Annotated in this window: 24 protein-coding genes and 2 rRNA genes; 13 read left to right on the forward strand and 13 right to left on the reverse strand. The window is 36.5% G+C overall.

What is annotated here, in order from left to right; all coding sequences use genetic code 11:
* Positions 1-60 precede the first annotated feature (60 nt).
* On the forward strand, positions 61-546 hold the full coding sequence (locus ACW9W4_RS09660; protein ID WP_457762245.1) for an RDD family protein: 486 nt from the start codon (positions 61-63) through the stop codon (positions 544-546).
* A gap of 445 nt (positions 547-991) precedes the next feature.
* Here the strand turns inward: ACW9W4_RS09660 and ACW9W4_RS09665 are convergent.
* A 23S ribosomal RNA gene (locus tag ACW9W4_RS09665) occupies positions 992-3989 on the reverse strand.
* Between the two features lie 149 nt (positions 3990-4138).
* Positions 4139-5609, reverse strand: a 16S ribosomal RNA gene (locus tag ACW9W4_RS09670).
* Together the 16S and 23S rRNA genes form the textbook arrangement of a ribosomal RNA operon.
* A 388-nt stretch (positions 5610-5997) precedes the next feature.
* On the opposite strand from ACW9W4_RS09670, the gene ACW9W4_RS09675 reads away from it, so the two are divergent.
* Complete coding sequence (locus ACW9W4_RS09675) at positions 5998-7287, forward strand: aspartate aminotransferase family protein (protein ID WP_457762246.1); 1290 nt, start codon at positions 5998-6000, stop codon at positions 7285-7287.
* Here ACW9W4_RS09675 and ACW9W4_RS09680 read toward each other — a convergent pair.
* Complete coding sequence (locus ACW9W4_RS09680) at positions 7284-7646, reverse strand: hypothetical protein (protein WP_457762247.1); 363 nt, start codon at positions 7644-7646, stop codon at positions 7284-7286. The genes ACW9W4_RS09675 and ACW9W4_RS09680 overlap by 4 nt on opposite strands.
* Before the next feature lie 135 nt (positions 7647-7781).
* Here ACW9W4_RS09680 and ACW9W4_RS09685 point away from each other — a divergent pair, with 135 nt between their 5' ends.
* Positions 7782-8603, forward strand: a complete 822-nt coding sequence (locus ACW9W4_RS09685) for a tetratricopeptide repeat protein (protein ID WP_457762248.1) — start codon at positions 7782-7784, stop codon at positions 8601-8603.
* Between the two features lie 84 nt (positions 8604-8687).
* Here the strand turns inward: ACW9W4_RS09685 and ACW9W4_RS09690 are convergent, their stop codons facing one another.
* The 3 genes from ACW9W4_RS09690 to ACW9W4_RS09700 all read right to left on the reverse strand — a co-directional run bounded on the left by ACW9W4_RS09690 (position 8688) and on the right by ACW9W4_RS09700 (position 10814).
* Positions 8688-9299 (reverse strand): transcriptional regulator, encoded by a 612-nt coding sequence (locus ACW9W4_RS09690; protein WP_457762249.1) that lies wholly within the window; start codon positions 9297-9299, stop codon positions 8688-8690.
* Positions 9300-9355: 56 nt separating this feature from the next.
* The gene (locus ACW9W4_RS09695; protein ID WP_457762250.1) at positions 9356-9961 is read right to left on the reverse strand and encodes a response regulator; all 606 of its coding nucleotides are present in this window, start codon (positions 9959-9961) and stop codon (positions 9356-9358) included.
* Between the two features lie 145 nt (positions 9962-10106).
* Entirely contained in the window at positions 10107-10814 is a 708-nt protein-coding gene (locus ACW9W4_RS09700; RefSeq protein ID WP_457762251.1) for a hypothetical protein, read from the reverse strand.
* Between the two features lie 78 nt (positions 10815-10892).
* Here ACW9W4_RS09700 and ACW9W4_RS09705 point away from each other — a divergent pair, with 78 nt between their 5' ends.
* From ACW9W4_RS09705 to ACW9W4_RS09720, 4 genes are all read left to right on the forward strand, one after another.
* Complete coding sequence (locus ACW9W4_RS09705) at positions 10893-11258, forward strand: SHOCT domain-containing protein (RefSeq protein ID WP_457762252.1); 366 nt, start codon at positions 10893-10895, stop codon at positions 11256-11258.
* A 1-nt stretch (position 11259) separates the two neighbouring features.
* The gene (locus ACW9W4_RS09710; RefSeq protein WP_457762253.1) at positions 11260-11715 is read left to right on the forward strand and encodes a cupin domain-containing protein; all 456 of its coding nucleotides are present in this window, start codon (positions 11260-11262) and stop codon (positions 11713-11715) included.
* A 5-nt stretch (positions 11716-11720) separates the two neighbouring features.
* Complete coding sequence (locus ACW9W4_RS09715; RefSeq protein ID WP_457762254.1) at positions 11721-12083, forward strand: cupin domain-containing protein; 363 nt, start codon at positions 11721-11723, stop codon at positions 12081-12083.
* Positions 12084-12145: 62 nt separating this feature from the next.
* Complete coding sequence (locus ACW9W4_RS09720) at positions 12146-12820, forward strand: DnaJ domain-containing protein (RefSeq protein WP_457762255.1); 675 nt, start codon at positions 12146-12148, stop codon at positions 12818-12820.
* On the opposite strand, the gene ACW9W4_RS09725 is transcribed toward ACW9W4_RS09720, so the two are convergent.
* From ACW9W4_RS09725 to ACW9W4_RS09735, 3 genes are read right to left on the reverse strand one after another with little or no spacing between them, the layout of a single operon-like run.
* Entirely contained in the window at positions 12817-13224 is a 408-nt protein-coding gene (locus tag ACW9W4_RS09725) for an HIT family protein (protein ID WP_457762256.1), read from the reverse strand. The two genes, ACW9W4_RS09720 and ACW9W4_RS09725, sit on opposite strands and share 4 nt — an antisense overlap.
* A gap of 37 nt (positions 13225-13261) precedes the next feature.
* A complete protein-coding gene (locus ACW9W4_RS09730; protein ID WP_457762257.1) occupies positions 13262-13540 on the reverse strand; it encodes a hypothetical protein in 279 nt (92 codons plus the stop codon).
* On the reverse strand, positions 13541-13708 hold the full coding sequence (locus ACW9W4_RS09735; RefSeq protein ID WP_457762258.1) for a hypothetical protein: 168 nt from the start codon (positions 13706-13708) through the stop codon (positions 13541-13543).
* Between the two features lie 54 nt (positions 13709-13762).
* Here ACW9W4_RS09735 and ACW9W4_RS09740 point away from each other — a divergent pair, with 54 nt between their 5' ends.
* Positions 13763-14902: a 3-hydroxyacyl-CoA dehydrogenase NAD-binding domain-containing protein gene (locus tag ACW9W4_RS09740; protein ID WP_457762259.1), complete on the forward strand. Its 1140-nt coding sequence runs from the start codon at positions 13763-13765 to the stop codon at positions 14900-14902.
* Here the strand turns inward: ACW9W4_RS09740 and ACW9W4_RS09745 are convergent.
* Positions 14892-15401 carry a TIGR00725 family protein gene (locus ACW9W4_RS09745; RefSeq protein ID WP_457762260.1) on the reverse strand — a complete coding sequence of 170 codons (510 nt, stop codon included), beginning with the start codon at positions 15399-15401 and terminating at the stop codon, positions 14892-14894. The genes ACW9W4_RS09740 and ACW9W4_RS09745 overlap by 11 nt on opposite strands.
* Before the next feature lie 258 nt (positions 15402-15659).
* Between ACW9W4_RS09745 and ACW9W4_RS09750 the strand changes: the two genes are divergently transcribed.
* Together ACW9W4_RS09750 and ACW9W4_RS09755 are read left to right on the forward strand one after the other, a co-directional pair.
* Complete coding sequence (locus ACW9W4_RS09750; RefSeq protein ID WP_457762261.1) at positions 15660-16070, forward strand: hypothetical protein; 411 nt, start codon at positions 15660-15662, stop codon at positions 16068-16070.
* A 2-nt stretch (positions 16071-16072) separates the two neighbouring features.
* Entirely contained in the window at positions 16073-16270 is a 198-nt protein-coding gene (locus tag ACW9W4_RS09755; RefSeq protein ID WP_457762262.1) for a C2H2-type zinc finger protein, read from the forward strand.
* Here ACW9W4_RS09755 and ACW9W4_RS09760 read toward each other — a convergent pair whose 3' ends face one another.
* Genes ACW9W4_RS09760 through tuf form a run of 3 tightly spaced genes read right to left on the reverse strand, consistent with a single transcriptional unit; the run spans position 16271 to position 18120 of the window.
* Positions 16271-16474: an RNA polymerase Rbp10 gene (locus ACW9W4_RS09760; protein WP_457762263.1), complete on the reverse strand. Its 204-nt coding sequence runs from the start codon at positions 16472-16474 to the stop codon at positions 16271-16273. It abuts the gene before it with no gap.
* 29 nt (positions 16475-16503) lie between these two features.
* Complete coding sequence (rpsJ, locus tag ACW9W4_RS09765) at positions 16504-16812, reverse strand: 30S ribosomal protein S10 (protein WP_008299200.1); 309 nt, start codon at positions 16810-16812, stop codon at positions 16504-16506.
* A 9-nt stretch (positions 16813-16821) separates the two neighbouring features.
* Entirely contained in the window at positions 16822-18120 is a 1299-nt protein-coding gene (gene tuf, locus ACW9W4_RS09770; RefSeq protein WP_457762264.1) for a translation elongation factor EF-1 subunit alpha, read from the reverse strand.
* Positions 18121-18250: 130 nt separating this feature from the next.
* On the opposite strand from tuf, the gene ACW9W4_RS09775 reads away from it, so the two are divergent.
* The 3 genes from ACW9W4_RS09775 to ACW9W4_RS09785 all read left to right on the forward strand — a co-directional run bounded on the left by ACW9W4_RS09775 (position 18251) and on the right by ACW9W4_RS09785 (position 21663).
* Positions 18251-19384 (forward strand): fructose 1,6-bisphosphatase, encoded by a 1134-nt coding sequence (locus tag ACW9W4_RS09775; protein ID WP_457762265.1) that lies wholly within the window; start codon positions 18251-18253, stop codon positions 19382-19384.
* Positions 19385-19449: 65 nt separating this feature from the next.
* The gene (locus tag ACW9W4_RS09780) at positions 19450-19860 is read left to right on the forward strand and encodes a hypothetical protein (RefSeq protein WP_457762266.1); all 411 of its coding nucleotides are present in this window, start codon (positions 19450-19452) and stop codon (positions 19858-19860) included.
* A gap of 36 nt (positions 19861-19896) precedes the next feature.
* On the forward strand, positions 19897-21663 hold the full coding sequence (locus ACW9W4_RS09785; protein ID WP_457762267.1) for an ATP-dependent DNA ligase: 1767 nt from the start codon (positions 19897-19899) through the stop codon (positions 21661-21663).
* Positions 21664-21688: the final 25 nt, after the last annotated feature.

Below are 21688 nucleotides of genomic sequence, written 5' to 3' on the forward strand. Positions count from 1 at the left end.
TGATACGTCAAGTACTAACCAAAGATGAACACATTTTAGGGATTTAGAAAATGAAATTACATGTCTGATCCACAAGAGAATGCCCCATCAAAAATAATTCTAGCTAAATGGACCGATAGATTTGCTGCATGGTTAATTGATTTTATTGTAATTTCAGTTATTTCAACATCAGTTATTTTTGCATTATTTGGAACAATGTATTATGAATTTGAAAGTTTAGAATTTTGGGCAGAAAGCATGCAATACATCCCCACAAGCAGTATCTTCTTTGTGTATTGGGTAATTTTGGAATACAAAACAGGGCAAACAATTGGCAAAAAAATTCTTAATTTGAAGGTAGTCAGAATTACAGGGAACAAGGTAGACCTCAAAGGAATTTTAATCAGTAGTTTCGGAAAATCATTTTTACTACCAATAGACATTATTCTAGGATGGATTTTAACAAACGAAAAACGACAAAGAATATTCAACAAATTAGGAGACACAATAGTGATTAAATTAAAAGAATATGAGACTAATTCAGATTTAAAATATACAAAAGACTAGATTTTGTCATTTTTTGTTAAACAATAACTGTGAAGATTTTACCAACAGATCTATTAGCAAGATTAGATCTTTGAGAAATTATGTCTGAAGAAAACAAACGATGGTGGCTAGGATTACCAGATGAACTTCAACAAGATATAGAATTTGAAGAATAGTCATTTTCAAATCAATCCCCAATAGAGGTAGGCTATTTTCAATAACGGAGTAAATAGTCGTGTATAGTTTCCACTAGGTAGATTTCAAATATTTCATTTCATGATTTTCACTATTCTGATTTTAAATAATTAAAACTTCACAGCTTACGCTAGAAGTTAATTATCAAATAAAAAATGCATAGCTTACGCTATGTATGATTTGAAATGAAATCATCGTACAAGTCGTGTATTGTGTTATCCACTTGATGATATGAAATTTGATCATCGCGCATAGTCTCTATGTAAGTGGCTGAACCGATGTGTTGGTCTATTAGTAAAGGCTGGCTCACCACTCGCCGAAGCTTGTGATCTACACCACCTTCCTATCAACGCAGTATTTTGCTGCCGACCTTCATCTTACGAAAGAATAACTTGTCTCGGGATAGGATTCGTGCTTAGATGCTTTCAGCACTTAGCCTAAACGGCTTAGCTGCCCGGCCTGCCTTATCAGACAACCGGTAAACCAGTGGCCACGCTGCTCTGTTCCTCTCGTACTCGGAGCAACTTCCCCTCAGTTATTCGCGCTTCCATCAGGCAGAGACCGACCTGTCTCACGACGGTCTAAACCCAGCTCATGTTCCCTTTTAATAGGCGAGCAGCCTCACCCTTGGCCCCTGCTGCAGGACCAGGATAGGAAAAGCCGACATCGAGGTACCAAACCGCGGGGTCGATAGGAGCTCTCGCCCGCGACGAGCCTGTTATCCCTGGGGTAATTTTTCTGTCACCTCCGGGCCCCAATAGTGGGCACACGAAGGATCGCTAAGCCAGACTTTCGTCTATGAATTCCGTGCGTTTGGAAATCCATTCAGTCGAGTTTTTGGCTTTGCCCTCTTCAACGGATTTCTGCCCCGTTTGAACTCAACTTTGGGCCCCTTTGATATCTTTTCAAAGGGGTGCCGCCCCAGCCGAACTGCCCACCTGCACGTGTCTCCGGTCTTCACTGGATAAGTGGTACTGCAAAAAGAGTCTGGTGTTACATCGTTGCTTCACTAACATCCCGGGGAATGTTAGGCATAGCTCCCAGATACCCTGTGCAATTCTTACTATACCACAAGCACAAGCTGCAGTAAAACTCCACGGGGTCTTCTCTCCCCGATGGAAGTTGATGGACTGTTCGTCCACCTTATGTGGCTTCACCGGGTTGTAGGCGGGGACAGTGGGGCTCTCGTTGTTCCATTCATGCGCGTCGGAACTTACCCGACAAGGCATTTGGCTACCTTAAGAGAGTCAGAGTTACTCCCGGCGTTAACCGGCCCTTAGCTCGGTTGAACCCAAGTTTTAGGTACCGGCACCGGCCAGGATTCAGCGACTATACAAATCCTTTCGGACTAGCAGTCGCCTGTGTTTTTATTAAACAGTCGAAACCCCCTTGTCATTGCAACCTGCGGTCCCCATTCCTCATGAAGACCGCAGGCATCCCTTATACCTAAGCTACAGGACTAATTTGCCGAATTCCCTCGCCATACGGTATACCCGTAGCACCTTAGCTTTCTAAGCCAGCGCACCTGTGTCGGTTCTGGGTACGAACTTGTATCTTACTAACTACACAATCTTTCATGGTCTCCTGGATTCGAGAAAACTTCGCTAACGCGAAGCCATTCCTACCTCGGGTGAGTTCTCGTCATTACGACACTCCTCCACCCTCGAATAGTTAGATACAACGATGGTTGTACAAACCCTATCCGGAAGCAAACCATATAGCTCAAACGCTTGATACAAGGTACTAGAATATTAACTAGTTTCCCATTCGGTGTACTCTGTTGAGGTACATCTTAGGATCGACTACCTCCAGGCTGATAACGCATTGCCTGGAAACCCTTGCGCTTACGGTGGTATAGATTCTCACTATACTATGCTGTTACTACCACCAAGATCTGCAATAGAAATCGGTCCACAGGACGTCATCGCCCTGCTTCGACCCAATCACTACGCCAACCTACCACGAATCATCCACTGATGATTATCCAAAGTATCGGTATTTTGCTTTAGCCCCGTCCGTTTTTGAGGCATCCCCCCTCGGCAGGTAAGTTGTTACACACTTTTTAAAGGATAGCTGCTTCTGAGCTTACCTCCCTGCTGTCTTGGCGAGAACACGCTCTTTAGCTTGACACTTAGCAAAAATTTGGGGACCTTAACTTCAGTCTGGGTTAAACCCCTTTCGGCCGTGAGCCTTACGCCACACGAGCCCGTGTGCTTGCTTCTGCGATGCATATCCGTTCGGAGTTTGAATGGAGGGTGAGGGATTTCTCCCCCGCGCCCTTCTATCAGTGCTCTACCGGAAATGCTATCTCCACAAACCACGCCCTGCGAGACGCTTCGGTTGGAACTAGCGAGCGCCAGTCTAGATTGGTTTTTGACCCCTATTCCCAAGTCACAACAACGATTTGCACGTCAGAACGTCTTAAGACCTCCAGCGGGCTTTCGCCCGCCTTCATCTAGCTCAGGAATAGATCGACTGGCTTCTAGCCTAGCCGCCATGACTCAACGCACTTTCACACGCTTCTCCTGAATTCTTGCGAATCTGCGAGAACTCGGTTTCCCTTCGCCTACACCTTTACAGGTTTAAGCTTGCCATGACAGTTAGCTCCTTGGTCCGTGTTTCGAGACGGAACGCGTGACACTGATGATTTGAACATCAAATCTTCAACTCTATTGCTAGAATCTCTAATCTGAAAAAATCACCTTCCATGCCACGCACGTCTGTAAGTAATAGGTTTCATGCACTTTTCGCCCCCCTTCCGGGGTACTTTTCAGCTTTCCCTCACGGTACTAGTCCACTATCGGTCTTGAGAAATATTTAGCCTCGGATGCTACTTTCACCCATATTCATTGCCCACTACCAAGGACAACTACTCGGGTATGAATAGGACTCTTCCCACTTCACCTAAGGGGGTATCACCCTCTTTGCCAGAACTTTTCAGATCATTTCAGCTGTGTTCCAAGATTCCATATTATCATACCAAAACACCACATCTCCCGAAGGATTCAGTTTGGGCTCTTTCCTTTTCGTTCGCCACTACTTGGGAAATCTCAATTGATTTCTTTTCCACGTGGTACTAAGATGCTTCAATTCCCACGGTTCGACTTCCAATACTAATGTACTGGAATGTGCATAAGCACAAGATTCTCATTCGGACATCTCGGGATCATAGGATGCGTGCGCCTACCCCGAGCTTATCGCAGCTTGCCACGTCCTTCATCTCTCCTCAAGCCTAGCAATCCACCTATTACCGTCTTTACACCGGTATATTCAGCCACATATTACACGACTATGCACGACGATCATTGCAAGCCACCGGTAAGTGGCCCACTACATCCTTCATACACCACTTTCGTGATGCATTGCATCGATGATTTCAATGTGAAGATTATGTACACCCGTACACTTTCCATGTCTAAGGAGGTGATCCGACCGCAGGTTCCCCTACGGTCACCTTGTTACGACTTTTCCCTTGTCACGAACCCCAAGTTCGATAACGCCAATCAGACGTCACCTCGCTAAGAGCTCACTTCAATGAAACGACGGGCGGTGTGTGCAAGGAGCAGGGACGTATTCAACGCGCGATAATGACACGCATTTACTAGGGATTCCATATTCGTGAGGGCGAGTTGCAGCCCTCAGTCATAACTGTGGTAACGTTTGAGGATTACCTCATCCTTTCGGATTTGAAACCCATTGTCGTTACCATTGCAGCCCGCGTGTGGCCCCAGAGTTTCGGGGCATACTGACCTGCCGTGGCCCCTTCCTTCCTCCGCATTAACTGCGGCGGTCCCGCTAATTCGCCCCACTACTCCTGAGAGTAATGGTGGCAACTAGAGGCAGGGATCTCGCTCGTTACCTGACTTAACAGGACATCTCACGGCACGAGCTGGCGACGGCCATGCACCACCTCTCAGCTTGTCTGGTAAAGTCTTCAGCTTGACCTTCATTCTGCTGTCTCTCCGGGTAAGATTTCTGGCGTTGACTCCAATTGAACCGCAGGCTTCACCCCTTGTGGTGCTCCCCCGCCAATTCCTTTAAGTTTCATACTTGCGTACGTACTTCCCAGGCGGCAAACTTAACGGCTTCCCTGCAGCACTGCATTGACCACAAGTCAATGCATCACTGAGTTTGCATAGTTTACAGCTGGGACTACCCGGGTATCTAATCCGGTTTGCTCCCCCAGCTTTCATCCCTCACCGTCGGACGTGTTCTGGTAGACCGCCTTCGCCACAGGTGGTCATCAATAGATCAAAGGATTTTACCCCTTCCTACCGAGTACCGTCTACCTCTCCCACTCCCTAGCTCTGCAGTATTCCCGGCAGCCTGTACGTTAAGCGTACAGATTTAACCGAAAACTTACAGAGCCGGCTACGGATGCTTTAGGCCCAATAATCATCCTGACCACTTGAGGTGCTGGTTTTACCGCGGCGGCTGACACCAGAACTTGCCCACCCCTTATTCGTTAGTGTTTCTAGGACTAACAAAAGATTCGTTTAGCACAAATCACTCGGATTAACCTTGTCGTGCTTTCGCACATTGCAAAGTTTTCTCGCCTGCTGCGCCCCATAGGGCCTGGGTCCGTGTCTCAGTACCCATCTCCGGGCTACTCCTCTCAGAGCCCGTACCTGTAATAGTCTTGGTGGGCCATTACCTCACCAACAAACTGATAGGCCGCAGTCCCATCCTACGGCGATAAATCATTTGGAACACAAACCATTCCAGATATAGTGTTCTATCGAGCATTATTCTCAGTTTCCCGAGGTTATTCTCGTCCATAGGTTAGGTTGACTACGCGTTACTGAGCCGTATGCCTTGTATTGCTACAATGACTCGCATGGCTTAGTATCAATCCGATAGCAGTCAGGTCCGGCAGGATCAACCGGATTCTGAATTATATTTTGTATTTTCGATTATTGAAGTACTTTTGTACTTTAATTTGGAATTGACGGATGCACATAATCTTCACATTTCAGATATTGATCTTTCAATCAAATCCTCATTCTTGTATGCGTAACTGGAGGCCCATGAATCACAAAGTGGCATCTTGCCATACTTCATCACGAGCGCCGCCTATTGCGTTACGTATGCAGAAGCCAACAAAGCCAGAATCCATATAAACCATACGTGAAATTATGCCTGATCGAGGCAAAATATTGTAAAAATTACACATTTTATTTTCAAGATCACCTCTGAAGACCCAGATTGTGTGTAACATCCTTAGAATCAAAGATATTTTGATACTTAAAATGATACATCTTATTTTGAAAAGTGCTTTTGAGTCACATTACAGAGTATAAAAAAAATACAAAAAATTCTGCAAAACTTTTTGCAAAGTCATCAAAACTTCATGTAAATGGTGTTTCTCATAACATAAGATTTTATGAACCATATCCATTTGTTGTAAAATCATCTAAAGGAACAAAGCTTGTGGATGTTGATAACAACAAGTATACAGATTACTGGATGGGTCACTGGTCTTTGATATTTGGACATGGTCAAAAAAATGTCAAAGATGCTCTACAAAAACAAATTGAAAAAAGTTGGATGTATGGAACAGTTAATGAGCAGACAATAAAATTATCAGAATTGATTTCTAAAACAGTTCCAGTTGCTGAGAAGATTCGCTACGTTACATCAGGTACTGAAGCTACAATGTATGCAGTTAGACTAGCACGTTCTGTTACAGGGAAAAATATTATTGCAAAGATTGATGGTGGATGGCATGGATATACTTCTGATTTATTAAAAAGTGTAAACTGGCCATTTACAGAATCAGAAAGTAGCGGAGTAGTTAATGAAGAAAAAATTGTTTCAATCCCATACAACGATTTAGAAGGCTCACTAAAGATTTTAAAAAAATATTCTAAAGACTTAGCAGGAGTAATAATAGAACCAGTGTTAGGAGGTGGAGGATGTATTCCGGCTACACAAGATTATCTCAAAGGGATTCAAGAATTTGTACATAAAAATAATTCATTATTTATTTTAGATGAAATTGTAACAGGATTTAGATTCAGATACGGATGTCTTTATCCAACAATGAAATTAAATCCAGATATTGTGACATTAGGAAAAATTGTAGGTGGAGGAATGGCAATCGGGGTGATGTGTGGCAAAAAAGAAATCATGGAGCAAGCAGACATCAGAGGAAAGAAAAAATCAGAACGAAGCTATGTTGGCGGGGGCACATTTTCTGCAAATCCCGCATCCATGACTTCAGGATATGCAACACTTAGTCTCTTAAAATCAAAAAAATCAACATATTCAAAATTAAACTCATTGGGCGAATTTGCAAGAAAAGAGATAGGAAAAGCATTTGATGGCAAAGTTGCAATAACAGGCAAGGGCTCATTATTCATGACTCATTTTCTAAAAGACGGCATAACGGAGATTACAAATTCTGCAGATGCTGCAAAATGTGATGGTAAAATGCTTGCAAAATATCATTTCAAAATGATTGCACAAGATGGAATCTTCTTTTTACCTGGAAAGCTAGGTGCAATTTCTGATGCTCACACAAAAGAAGACATCAAAAAGATGATCAAAGCATCAGAAGAATTTTAGGAATCATCTGGAAAATTCTCATTTTTCCAAGATGTAAGTTCCGTAAAGATATCAACGTAATTTTCAGATTTGACAGTTACATGAATATGTGCTAAAAGAGCACCAAACTGGGCCTCAAATATCAAAGTACACTCTTTTTTGAAAAAAGGAACAGTAATTCCAATTTTTTTCAGTGAAGTAAATTTGAAATTCTCAATTTGAATAACATCTTTTTTTATAGTAACGTTTTTTTTCTTTGGATTTTTGTTTATAGAGTCATCTAGCTCCTTTTTGACAGAATCACTCCAAACGGGACCATCCATTGGCCATCTATGAACATGAATCTTCTCAGAGAGATATGAAATTTCAGAGTTTGACAATAATCTAACTAATGTCAATTGCAAATTAAGCCTATCCAATTAAGCAAGAAATTAGAACAGTTGCACTTAGGAATAAAGAATTCAGATTGTCAGAACAAGCCAAACTTTCATTAGCAATATCAATTTTGAGAAATTATGGGACTATTTGGATCCAAAGACAATACTGAAGATTTAATGTATAATGCCATGTCATTAATGGAGAAAAATCAACCAAAAGGGGCAATCTCGTTATTTAACAAAATTCTAAAACAAGAATCAAAAAACATTTCAGCATTATTTAACAAAGGTCTAGCATTAAATCAGATAAAAAAATACAGTGATGCAATAACATGTTTTGATATTTTATTAGAAATTAATCCTAAAGATTCTCAAGCGTGGAATAATAGAGGGATTGCAATGGCAGAAAATGGAAACATACAAGCTGCTGCTGAATGTTATGACAAAGCAATAGAGGTTGACCCAAAGAATGCAGCATCTTATTTTAACAAAGGAGTACTGCTAGACAAATTGCAAGAAAGAGAAGAGGCATTACTAGTTTTAGATAAAGCAATTTCAATAGAACCAAGAAAACCAAATGCATTGTTTTACAAAGGAATCATACTAGGTAAAATGAAAAAACATGAAGAGGCATTGAATTGTTTTAATTCAGTACACAAGAACAATCCAAGTCACATGGATGCATTTTTTCATAAAGGCATTGAACTTGCAGAATTAGATAAGCATGTAAAAGCAATTGAGATTTTTGATAAAATATTATCAAAACATAAAGATAATGTAAATATTATTTATGCAAAATCAAGAAGTAAAGCAGCATTAGGAGAATACCCTCAAGCATTAGAATTACTAAAACAATCAATCTCTAAAAATCCAAAAATTATTAGAAGTTGGGCAAAAGAAGAACCAGTTTTTACAAAGTTACATTCCAATGATCAATTCAGAAAATTAGTAAAACTGTAGCACTGTGAACCCATAAGAGCAGAGTCATCCATTAACATAAAAAAACAATGTAAATTCTAGGAATTATTGAGCAATAAAGAAAGATTATTCGCCATAAACTGTTTGGAGTACAGTGCTATTCAAAATAACTTCAGGAGTAAATTGTACATGAACTGTAACCTTATTGTTAAAATCAATATTCACATTATCAAACAATGATTTGTATTTTTCAACCACTCTATTATTAGAAGTTAAATCAAATCCAGATTTAATCAATAATCCACCCTCAATTAAAGAATTAATTTTTCGATATCCAGAAGTTATCGGGATTTCTAATTTTTCTAAAATTTCAGTTATGGTCCATGGTTCACCTATTGAGGCATTTAGAATTTTTGACATTTCATCATCACTGAATGCTTTCAAAATAGATTGACTAATTTCAGGATCAGAAATAGTAAATCTCTTTTCAGCCTTGTCTTGTTTGGACTTCATACAACAAACACCATCTAAGAATTTCTTTTCTAGACCAGATGCCCCTGCACCAAAAAATTCTCTTAAAACAGAATCTAATTTGTGGAATTCTTTTATCGAGTTTGTAATTGAAATACCGTATTTTTCAAATAGACGATTCTGGATACTATGAAAGGTAGTTTCCCCAAGATTCTCTCGAATCATCTTTTCAAGAGATGCTGCAAAAAATGTATCAATCTCAGTCATAGTATTCATCAGTTAATACTTTCATATTAATTTTAGACCAGTCAATAGGCACACATTCAATCATTAGAAACTACCTCAGATAATTTACGAATATGGGTAATGTTATTTTGGGTTGCCAGATTTATCGCATTTTGCATTTTTTCATAGGATAATTTGGTGTTTTCCTGATTAGAAATCTCACATTCTTCTATCACAGGTAACTGTTTAAAATTTCGATATTGCGGATAATTTACAGTGCAAGTGTAGAAATTAATATCGTCTTTGAATTTGTATTGGATTTGAAATGAAGTAGGAAATTCATTTTCTTGTGAAAAAACATCATCAATAGTTTGTTTGATTTTATTTGTATCAAATGGCTTGTGAAGTATTGGGATGTTCAATAGATTAAGAAGATTTGAATTACAAACATCCAAATCTGCAGTAATCATAATAAATTTAGCCTTTGAATCTACATCCTTGATATTTTCAACAGCATAGTATCCATCATACCTAGGCATCTGTAAATCAGTCAAAACTAAATCAGGCTTGAATTTTTTATACAACTCTACAGCATCTTTACCATTATTACCTGTTGCAAGAATATCTACATCCATAGTACGTAATAATTCTGAAAGCACATCTACAATATCTGAATCATCATCAATTAGTATACAATTAACCAACGGACAATAACCTCAAATTTATGAACATGTTTTATTCTAACATATATTCATACTTTGTATTATTATCTTATTTTATTAAATCCCACATGTGGGAATTTTTTAGGCACGAACTATTTCCACAAATATACAACAATTAAAAAACAGATCAGAGGATTTTTTTCCTTACAGCATCAATTCTAATAATTGCAACCTTCTTTTTTGGTCCAATTAGTCTAGCCTCAAATATAGGAGTGAATATCTCAGAAATATCAAGTAAAACAAATTCTTCATTTAAATTTCTCACATCAGATTCAAGAGGTTTTTTTAATTGCGTTTGAAGTTTATCTACTGCGTCATCATAAGTCATTTCAGATTTTTTAGTATTCTGAATATTTTCTTCCAATAATTGTTGAGGATAGTTTTCAACAGTTTTTGAATCAATTTTGAAAGGAAACTCTACATCTCTACCATGATGATCAAAGGTCAGAACATCTTCTTCTTCCACAAAAACATGTTCTTCTAATTTTAAATCAATTTTATTTTTACCACGACTGCCAACAAATGCTTTAGTAATGCCAGATTTTGAACGTATTGGAAAAACACCATCTCCAAGAGAGACCTCATGTACATTAGAGTCTACAGAAATAGTATGATTTGCTTTTCTAAAATAATCTGCAATATACTTTCCAGACACCATTAGAATGCATTCATAGTATAAATTCAAAGAATGAACATGAACGTCTTCATTCTTTGGACGTGAAAGTAAAGATTTGAAAGGATCAGTCTTCTTTTGTTCAACAATATCCATTGCTTCAGATTTATCAATATTTTTTCTCAAGACTACCGTCTTTACATCATAAGGAGATTGAGTCAAAACTGTTCTAAATACACAATTCTATCTATTAAACCAATTCCACTAGGGATTAAATAATAGAATTAAGAACTAGTTTGTATGGCAGCAAAAAAGAAAACAGGATACATTGAGAGATTTCTAAAAAAAGCAGATAAAGCAATAGATGATGGAATTAAGAGAGCTGATGAAGCACTAGAAGATGCTGTAGAGTTCAGTGAAATGGCAGCATCTCAAGCAAAAAAAACTAGTGAGCAATTAAGTAAAAAAGCATTAAAAGAAAAAGAGAAAATAAAATCAAGAGGAATTAAAAAAATTAACGAAGGAGTTACTTCTGCAAAAAAATTAACAGCCAATTCAGAAGAAGATTTGCAAATGCTCGAAAAACTTGGCAAGCTAAGAAAAGCAGGAGTTTTAACTGAAAAAGAATTCCAAGAGAAGAAGAAGAAAATACTCGCCAGGATTTAAAATGAAAAAAACAAACATTGCCGGATCAGGCGATAAAAGGAATGTAAATCCAGACTGGTTTACAGGTAAAACATGGATGAAAGTTCTTTCAGAAAAAATTAAAGCAAAAGATCAAGACATCTACCATGTTCATTTTGAGAAAGGTTCTAGAACAAAACTACATCAACATAATGGTAATCAAATTTTGGTAGGAGTAAAAGGGAAAGGAAGTTTAGAAATTTTTAAAAAATTTGGCACAAGTAAAAATAACTTTAAAATAAAAAAAATTGAAAGAATTAGCCTCAATGAAGGAGACATGGTGCATATTCCAGCAAAAACACTTCACACTCACGGTTCAGTTGACAAGAAAAAAGAATTTTCACATATTGCCATCAATATTCTCCCAAAGAAAAATGCAATTTACAAAACAGAATGGTATGAATCAGATTTTAAAACAAAAGTTTCAAAGATCATCTAAATGAAATGTCATTGCGTAAAAATTCTGAGATTGAATCAATTCAAGGCAATGAAGGGACTAAAATAAAACAATATTTTCATCCACACAATACACTAAATGGAATCAACTATAGTTTAGCCCAGTTCACATTAGAATCAGGTAAAAAGTCAAAACTTCATAAAATGAGTTCAACAGAAATATTCTATATTTTAGAAGGCTCAGGGGTTTTACACGTAAATGATGAAATATACAATCTAGAAAAAAATGATTCAGTTTATGTTCCACCAAATTCCAAACAATTTATTGAAAATGTAGGAACAAGTGATTTGAAATTTTTATGTATTGTTGAACCTGCATGGAAGGCAGATGACGAAATTTTATTAGAATAAACAAAATCTCACGTGTAAATGACAGGTAATTATTTTTAACATATGACAATTCTCTATTTTTAGTGAATACATTTCAAGCGCTCAGAGTATTGAATGTAGATTCTAGTTCATCACAAACTGAGATCAAAGCAGCATATAGAAAAATGGCATTAGAATTGCATCCAGATAAGAACAATGGAAAATCTAAAAACGGTGAATTTGAAAAAATTACTGAAGCATACAATCATCTAAAGAACAATCACAATCAAAGAATCAACTCCAATTATCAAGATACGACCCAAAACAAACCAAAAAGTGATTTTAAAAGAAAACCTCAATGGGGAGCCCCAGATGATGGAAGTATACCAGAACAAGACTGGGGTAAATACACTCGTGAATTTGAAGAAGGAGATCCGGATTTTTGGAAAGAGTACGAACGAAAGTTCTGGGAAGATTACAATGCTCGAGTACGTGCAGATGGAAGAAATGGTGAATTTGAAAAAGCTCAAGAACCAAAAAAACAACCGAATCTTTTTGTTAATGTGGACGAAAGTTTGTGTATAGGATGTTGTAGTTGTGAGATGATTGCACCAGATGTATTTTCAATCAACAAAGAAAGCAGATCAAATCCTAAATCATCAGTAATAAATCAAAAAGGTGCAGGTGTAAACAAAATAATGAATGCCGCAGAAACTTGCCCGACTAAAGCAATTAGCATAGAGAATACAGAAACTAAAGAACGATTGTATCCTTATTAGATTTTCAGTTTATCATACAGTTCATCCATTTCAGATTCAGATACATTTACTTTGGAACTAAACATGCTATGAATTGGACCTGCAGAGTCATCATCACTTCTAGGAACTAGATGAACATGAACATGAGGAATTTCTTGACCAGCATCTTTTCCATTATGAATAGCAACCAAAGTTGATCCTGTAAGTTCATCTACATTTGAAACCATTTGATGGACAAGTGTGAAGAGGTCAGTGTTTTCGTCAATACTCATATCTTGAATTTTTTGATGATGATTTTTTGGAATGATCAAAACATGACCCGTTGCAAGAGGAAATGCATCTAAGAACGAAATAGAATGCTTTGTTTCTTTTAGAAATTTAGATTTTATTTCACCAGATACAATCTTACAAAAAATACAATCCATGCTAGTTTTCAATTGTTTTAAAATATTAAATCATCTATTAGGGCTCTACAATTTTTGCCCACGCAAGACCTTCTCCGAATTTTATAGTTGTAACATCACCCGGTTTCATTGTACAATTATCAATAATTTTAGGAATGGTGTCAGCAGTTTCAACATAACAAACCCCATTATCATTATTCAAGATAGTCACTTCTTCAAAAACATCTTCACGAATTAAATTCCAAAACGGGAAAACCAATGTAGAAAGTACAATTCCAGCAGTAAGAAAAGCACCTACAAATACAATGCTAGTTTTCTGACTTGAACTGAGTTCCATTTACCAAGTTCCACCGTCACCTGCATTAGGATCTAATTTTTTAGCAGGTATATTACCATGTGCTTTTTTCATATGTCTTTTCAATCGTTCAGGATCATGTAACTCTGTTCCACAAACATCACATTTGGTTTTTGTCTCATCTTCTTTCTTACGTTTGAACAAGCCCATTAAATGATAAAATTTTGAAATACATTATAAAGGATACTCGATTTTTGATAAATTGTGACAGTAAAAAATATCACAGTTTTAGGTTCGGGAGTTATGGGGCACGGGATTGCGCAGGTTTCAGCAACTGCAGGATATAATGTAGTTTTACGAGATATCAAACAAGAATTTTTAGATAAAGCAATGGAGAAAATAAAATGGAGTTTAGACAAACTAGTATCAAAAGAAAAAATATCCAAAGAAGAAGGGGATGCAATATTTTCAAGAATTACACCAATTGTAGATTTGAGTGATGCTGTGAAAAATGCAGAACTCGTAATTGAAGTTGTTCCTGAAATTATGGAGTTAAAAAAATCAGTTTATGCCGAACTAGATAAAGTTGCAGGACCCGAAGTAGTTTTTGCATCAAACACTAGTACACTACCAATTACAGAAATTGCAAATACAACATCAAGACCTGAAAAATTCATAGGAATTCATTTTTTCAATCCCCCACAACTAATGAAATTAGTAGAGATAATCCCAGGAGAGAAAACATCACAAGCAATCACAGATTTAACTCAAGAATATGTCAAATCAGTTAACAAAGTAGCCGTATTGTGTAGAAAAGATGTTCCAGGATTCATAATTAATAGATTATTCATCCCAATGGTTCATGAAGCATGTTTTGTAAAAGATAGAACAGGTGCAACACTTGAAGAGATTGATTCAGCAGTAAAATTCAAACTCGGATTTCCAATGGGAATATTTGAATTAGCAGATTTTACAGGAATGGATGTAATTCACAAAGCTACCGTAGAGATGCATTTACGTGACAAAAAAGTGATCAATCCACACCCACTTGTAGAAAAAATGTTTGATGAGAAAAAACTTGGACAAAAATCAGGAGAAGGTTATTACAAATATTCAGATGATAAATACGAACGTGTTGCACTTTCAGAAGAGTTGGCCGAGAAATGTAATCCAATTCAACTTGTTGCAAATATTTTAAACAATGCCGCATGGCTTGTCTCAAATGGCGCAAGTGATATTGAAGAGATTGAGAAAGCAGCACAGTTAGGACTAGGTCTCAAAAAACCATTGTTTGAAACTGCAAAAGAAATTGGAATTAAAAAAATCGTAGATGAATTAAACAAACTTGCAGACGAACATGGTGAATTTTACAGACCAGATCCTCTTTTAATTTCTATGCAGTGATTAATTCTAAAATTTTCTTTACTGCTTCTTGTGCAGTATCAACACCAATTATTTTGATATTTTTTCTATGATCAATATACCCATCAATATACGGATCAACTGAACTTCCAAGATTTTTAATTGCAACCATAGGTTTTTTGTACATGTAAGATGCACAAGCTTCAGATAATGTTCCAGATCCACCACCAACAATAATGACACCATCAGCACTTAGAGCATTGAGATAGTCACGAGTAAGACCCATTCCCGTAGGAATTACTACATCACAGAATTCATTAGCAAATGAAGCATCATCTTGCGGAATAATTCCAACTGTCAAACCATTTGCATCATGTGCACCATGAGATGCAGCCTCCATCACTCCACCTAGACCACCATTAATTAAAACAGAATCAGATTTTGCAATTTCAGAACCAATATCATAAGCAATTTTTTCATGTTTTGGAGTACAGCCATTTGTATTATTTCCAATTACCAAAATTTGTCGTTTTCTTACCACATACAATATTGTAAAATTGGTTTGAAATATCTTTCCAAGAGAAAAAGATATTAGGTAAAAATACTGACTATATTTATGGAAAATCGTTCAATGCCAGTATGTTTTACTGAAAAACAGTATAAAATGATCGAAGAATTTGCCAAGAGAAACGGCATGCTAAATGCAAGTCAAGCTCTTGAAAAAATCTTAAGCGAATAACATTTTTTGTTATTTTTATTTTGTTTACATTTATAGAATATATCATATCATGAAGGATCAATGGGATTATTTAGCAAAAAACCATCATTTTGCAGTGTTTGTAATAAAGAACTCACTCATAAACATAAACCAAAAAGAGAATGGAATGTAAAAGGCCCACTATGCGGAGATTGTCATTTTGATAAATCAAAAGAATACTATGAAGGTAAAGTAAGACAACCATGTGTTGTATGTGGAATGACACAAAAAATTACGGATTTGTGGGAACCCAGATGGCAATGGGACATGGAAGGACTGCTATGCAAAAAGTGCTTTGATCAAAAAGAAGATGACCACGGAAAGAAAAAGAATTTTTGTTCTCTATGTGGAGGAAAAATGGGACTCATTAGGTATAATCCAAAGGGAAATTGGAAGATAGAAGGTCAGCTTTGTAGAAATTGTTGGGATGAAAAGAAAGCAGAGTTTGGATAAAAGTGAGATTCTTTAAAAAAATTAAATGTGAAATTTGCGATAAGAAATTTTCTAAAGAAGAAGAAGTGATGAACCACATACAAATTGTTCACGGAAAAGATTTGAAATATGATTGTAAAGAATGTAACAAGTATTTTTCAAACATGGAGGATATGAGAACTCATTTACAAAGAGAACATAGTTACAAAAAAGACAGATAACTAAATTGCTTTTACTGTTTTAACTACTGGAGGTCTATCTTTAGTAAATACTCTGAAACCACAAATACATTTGATTTCAGGTAATCTAGATAATTCAGAATTCAAAACACTAGTACCACATCTTAAACAAGAATATCTAACATCAAAAGTCTCAACAGGTGTTTCTTCTACTTCTTCTATTTCTTCTTCAACCATATTTATCATCAAAATTTCTATAATTTAAGGATACCAGATTATGTCAGAGATAATTCAATGTAGACATCATCAGGAATTTTAAGTCTCATTAACTGTCTAATTGCTTTATCATCGGCGTTGATATTGATAATTCTTCTATGCATTTTCATTTCCCATTTTTCATAAGTTTCTGTTCCACTACCACATGGAGATTTTCTTGTTGCAACATGTAGTCTTTTTACAGGAAGTGGAGTTGGACCTTTAACTTTAACACCAGTTTTTTTACCAATACCCATGATCTCGCCACATACACCATCTAATTTCGGTAGACTGGTTGAAGTGAGTTTAACACGGGCGGTTTGTGTCATAAAATACGCCTATGGTTTGTACTCTTCGGTAATTTCCTTTACAATTCCTGCTGCGATAGTTGCACCCATATCTCTAAGAGCGAATCTACCCATTTCAGGGAATTCTTGGAATGTTTCAATACATGTTGGTCTCACCGGTCTGATTTTTACAATTGCAGAATCTCCAACTTTAAGGAACTTTGGATTTTCTTCTTCAACTGCACCAGTTGCTGGGTTGATCTTTTGGAGGAACTCAGTAATTGTTGCTGCAACTTGTGTAGTGTGTGCGTGCATTACTGGTGTGTAACCAGGAGCAATTGCTGTTGGATGGTGAATTACAATAATTTGGGCTTTGAATTCTTTTGCTACATTTGGTGGTGCGTCAGGAGTACCAAGGACATCTCCTCTCTTGATATCTTTCTTTTCAATACCTCTAAGGTTGAAACCAATGTTATCACCTGCTTCTGCAGATGGCATTTCAGTGTGGTGAGTTTCAATTGATTTGATTTCACCAAGGGCACCAGAAGGCATTACAATAATTTTTTGTCCTGCTTTCATGATACCAGTTTCTACTCTACCTACAGGCACAGTACCTACACCAGTAATAGAGTAAACGTCTTGAATTGGAACACGTAGTGGTTTACCTACTGGTTTTTCAGTAACAGTAAAGTCATCAAATGCTTCTAACAAAGTTTTACCTTTGTACCAAGCCATGTTCTCAGATCTTTTGACTAAGTTATCTCCCTTCCATCCAGAAACTGGAATGCAAGGTACATTTTCTAATTTGTAACCAACAGATTTGGCTAATTTTTCACCTTTCTCTTTGGCTGCATTGAATGCATCTTCTTTGTATTCTACGGCATCCATTTTGTTGATTGCAATAATGATTTGGCTTACACCAAGTGTTTTGAGCAAGAATGCGTGTTCTCTTGCTTGTCCACCTGCTGCAATTGCAGTATCAGTTTCACCTTCTTTTGCAGAAAGTACTAAGATTGCTGCATCTGCTTCAGAAGCACCAGTAATCATGTTTTTAATAAAGTCCCTGTGACCAGGAGCGTCGATCAAAGTAAAGAAGTACTTTGGTGACTCAAACTTTTGGAAAGCTAGATCGATTGTAATACCTCTCTCTCTTTCGTCTTTAATGTTATCCATAACCCATGCATACTTGAAAGTATCACCTTTTCCGGTCTTTTCGGATTCGGCTCCGTGAGCTGCAATAGTTCTTTCATCTACAACTCCAAGATCCATCAAAAAATGACCCATAGTAGTTGATTTTCCATTATCAATATGTCCTGTAACAATCAGGTTCAAGTGGGGTTTATCTGCCATATGAAATGCCTCACCGATGGCATTTATTAGCGTTATGGATTTTTGAAAAAAAAATAAAGAATCTTCAATTAATTACAGATCAGGAGACTTGTCTAAAAGCACATAAATCAAAGGTACAAAAAACAAATTTATGAAAATTACAGTTTCAGTTATCAAAGCAGATGTCGGTGGAATTGGCGGACATACAAAACCTAGTGACGGCCTAATCAAAGCAATTAGAAACACCGTTGAAAATTCAGGGGATTTACTTATTGATCATTACATAGGATATTGTGGAGACGATACCCACATCGTTATGACCCATACACATGGTGTCGATAATGAAAAAGTCCACAAATTAGCATGGGATGCATTCATGGCAGGTACTCAAGTAGCAAAAGATGAAGGATTGTATGGTGCAGGTCAAGATCTGTTAAAAGATTCTTTTTCAGGAAACGTAAAAGGAATGGGTCCAGGTGTTGCTGAATTAGAATTTGAAGAAAGACCTAACGAAGCATTCACTGTTTTTGCAGCAGATAAAACAGAACCAGGTGCATTCAACTATCCAATTTATAGAATGTTTGTAGATACATTAAGCAACACAGCATTAATTGTAAACAAAAGTTTGGCATCAGGTGTTGTAATGAACATCATGGATGTAGAGAAAGCACAAATTGCATCATTACAATTATGGGAAGACAAACCAACTATTGAAGCAGCACTAATGTATCCAGGAAGATATGTCGTAGATTCAGTTTACACAAGAGATGGAGAGCCAATCCTTGATGCATCAACTGACAGACTACACAACATTGCAGGAACATATGTTGGAAAAGATGATCCAATCATGTTAGTAAGAACTCAAAAGAATTTTCCAGCAACAGAAGAAGTAGGAAGTATGTTTAACAATCCACACTATGTTGCAGGCAACACAAGAGGTAGTCACAACATGCCATTAATGCCAGTGAAATTAAACTCGGCAGCATCAATCAACTTTTGCATTCCAATTGTTGAATCACTAGTGTTTAGCATGCACAATGGAAAACTAGTAGGACCATTTGATGGATTCTCAACACCTGATTGGGATTACATTAGAGAAATTGCAACAAAGAAAGCAATGGCAATTAGAAGTCAAGGGTTCATTCATCCAGCAACATTAGTACCATCAGAACTAGAATATGCAGAAGGATATAGAGCAAGAATGGATATTCTAGAAACCAAGATGAAACCAATGAAAGAAACATCATCTGGTGAAAAGAAAGAAAATTACGAAGATCCAGATTAGTAATTGTAGATCATACTAATCATAGGAAATAGTTAAATCAAAAAAAGTCCCAATAGTATTAGGTCATGAATGCTTTTCAAAAGGTGTTTGATTGGAAAACGTATATTTTCACAGCAGTAGCAGTCATATCTTTTTCAAGTTTTGTAGCAGTATTATTTGGACAGACGATTCCTGGAATCATTTTAGCATTTTTCAAAATTGCCGGAGAATATGTGGTGTTAGGATCAGTGTTTATTTTCGCACTTGCTTGGCTCTTTAAAGCAAAACCCCACAATCGTCCAAAAGAATATTCTATCGTACCATTTGATGTGTATGGTAAAAAAAGCAAGATTGACGGAATACGAACAAATTTCAAAACACATGATGTTGCATGGAGCTTTATGAAACAATACAAAGAAGCATATCCATTTTACAACTTTGCACTAGTTTCAGATCTTCCAAAGTCTACTAAACCAACAATCTTCAGATACATCTAATTCAGACTTTTATTCAAGATTACACAGAGAAGTGAAATGGAGTTTTCAATTTTATCTGAATCTTTTAACAAAATGGAATCAACTAGAAAAAGATTAGAATTAACACAATTCTTAGTGGAATTATTTGAAAAAACACCTCATGATGTAATTTCAAAAATAGTGTATCTAATTCAAGGAAAGTTAAGACCAGACTTTGAAGGAATTGAATTAGGAGTTGCAGAAAAACTTGCAATCAGAGCAATTTCAAAATCAGCAGGAATTCCAATAAAAAAGATTGAAGAAGAATACAGGAAAAGCGGAGACCTAGGACATGCATCTTCAATAATATTAGAGCAAAAAACTCAAACCACATTTCTTGTTGAGGACATTACAGTTGAAAGAGTCTACGAAACACTATTCAAAATTGCAAAACTTGGCGGGTCTAGATCTCAAGACATGAAGATGAAATACATTTCAAGTTTACTAAATGATGCAACACCACTAGAAGCTAGTTTCATTTTAAAAATATTGTTAGGAACTCTAAGACTAGGGATTGCTGAAAATACAGTAATGGATGCTTTAGCTGTTGCATTTACAGGGGAAAAAGAGAATAGAAAAAAACTACAATATGCATACAATGTGTCTAGTGATTTAGGAAAAGTTGCAGAAACAATTGCAACAAAAGGTCTAGAAGGAATTGAAAAATTTGAAATTGTTTTGTTCAACCCCATTAGACCAATGTTAGCTGATAGAGTGAAAAGTGAAGCTGAAGCCATCGAGAAGATGGGAAACGAGTTTGCAGCAGAATACAAACTAGATGGAGAAAGAGTGCAACTACACATAGAAGGAGACAAAGTAATGTTATTTTCTAGAAGTTTAGAAAACATTGAGAGTTATTATCCAGACATAATAGAAAAAATTCCCAAAAACATTCAAGCAGATAATATTATTTTAGAAGCAGAGGCCGTGGCAATAAATGAAAACACTGGAGAGTTTTTACCTTTTCAAGAATTAATGCACAGAAGAAGAAAATACAAAATAGAAAAAGCAGTTACAGAATACCCAATTAGTGTAAACTTTTTTGATGTGTTGTATTGTAATGGAAAAAATTGCATTGAATTAAGTTACAAAGAAAGAAGAGAAACACTTGAAAAACATGTGAAAGAAGATGAATTTGCAAAATACATCCCCATGAGTATAGTAAAAAACGAAAATGAGATTGAAGACTTTATGGAAAACAGTATCAATGCAGGAAGTGAAGGATTGATGCTAAAAATGTTAGATAAACCATATCAAGCAGGTTCTAGAGGAAGTCACTGGTTAAAACTAAAACGAGAATACAGAAACGAATTAGGAGACAGTTTAGACTTGGTAGTGATTGGAGGATATTTCGGTAAAGGAAGAAGGACTGGGAATTATGGAACATTACTTTTAGCAACGTATGATGAAGATGAAGATACATTTCCCAGTATCTGTAAAGTTGGAACAGGTTTTTCTGATGATTCACTGGATCAATTATTCCAAATATTACATCCCAAAGTTTCAATTAAAAAAAATCCACGTATCATTAGTGAAATGGAGGCAGACGTATGGTTTGAGCCAGAATTAGTAATTGAAGTAGTGGCATCTGAAATTACTCTCAGTCCAATTCACAAAGCAGCAATGAATGCAATTAGAAAAGATGCCGGATTAGCTTTGAGATTTCCAAAATTTACTGGTAAAATTAGAGTGGAAAAAGCTGTTGAAGATGCATCAACTAATGAAGAAGTCATAACACTGTACAAAGGGCAGAAAAAAATAGCTCATGATAAAAATTTGATGTAATTTGTGCTCAAAAAAGTTCTAAAAT

The organism is Candidatus Nitrosopumilus sp. bin_7KS, from assembly GCF_054095835.1.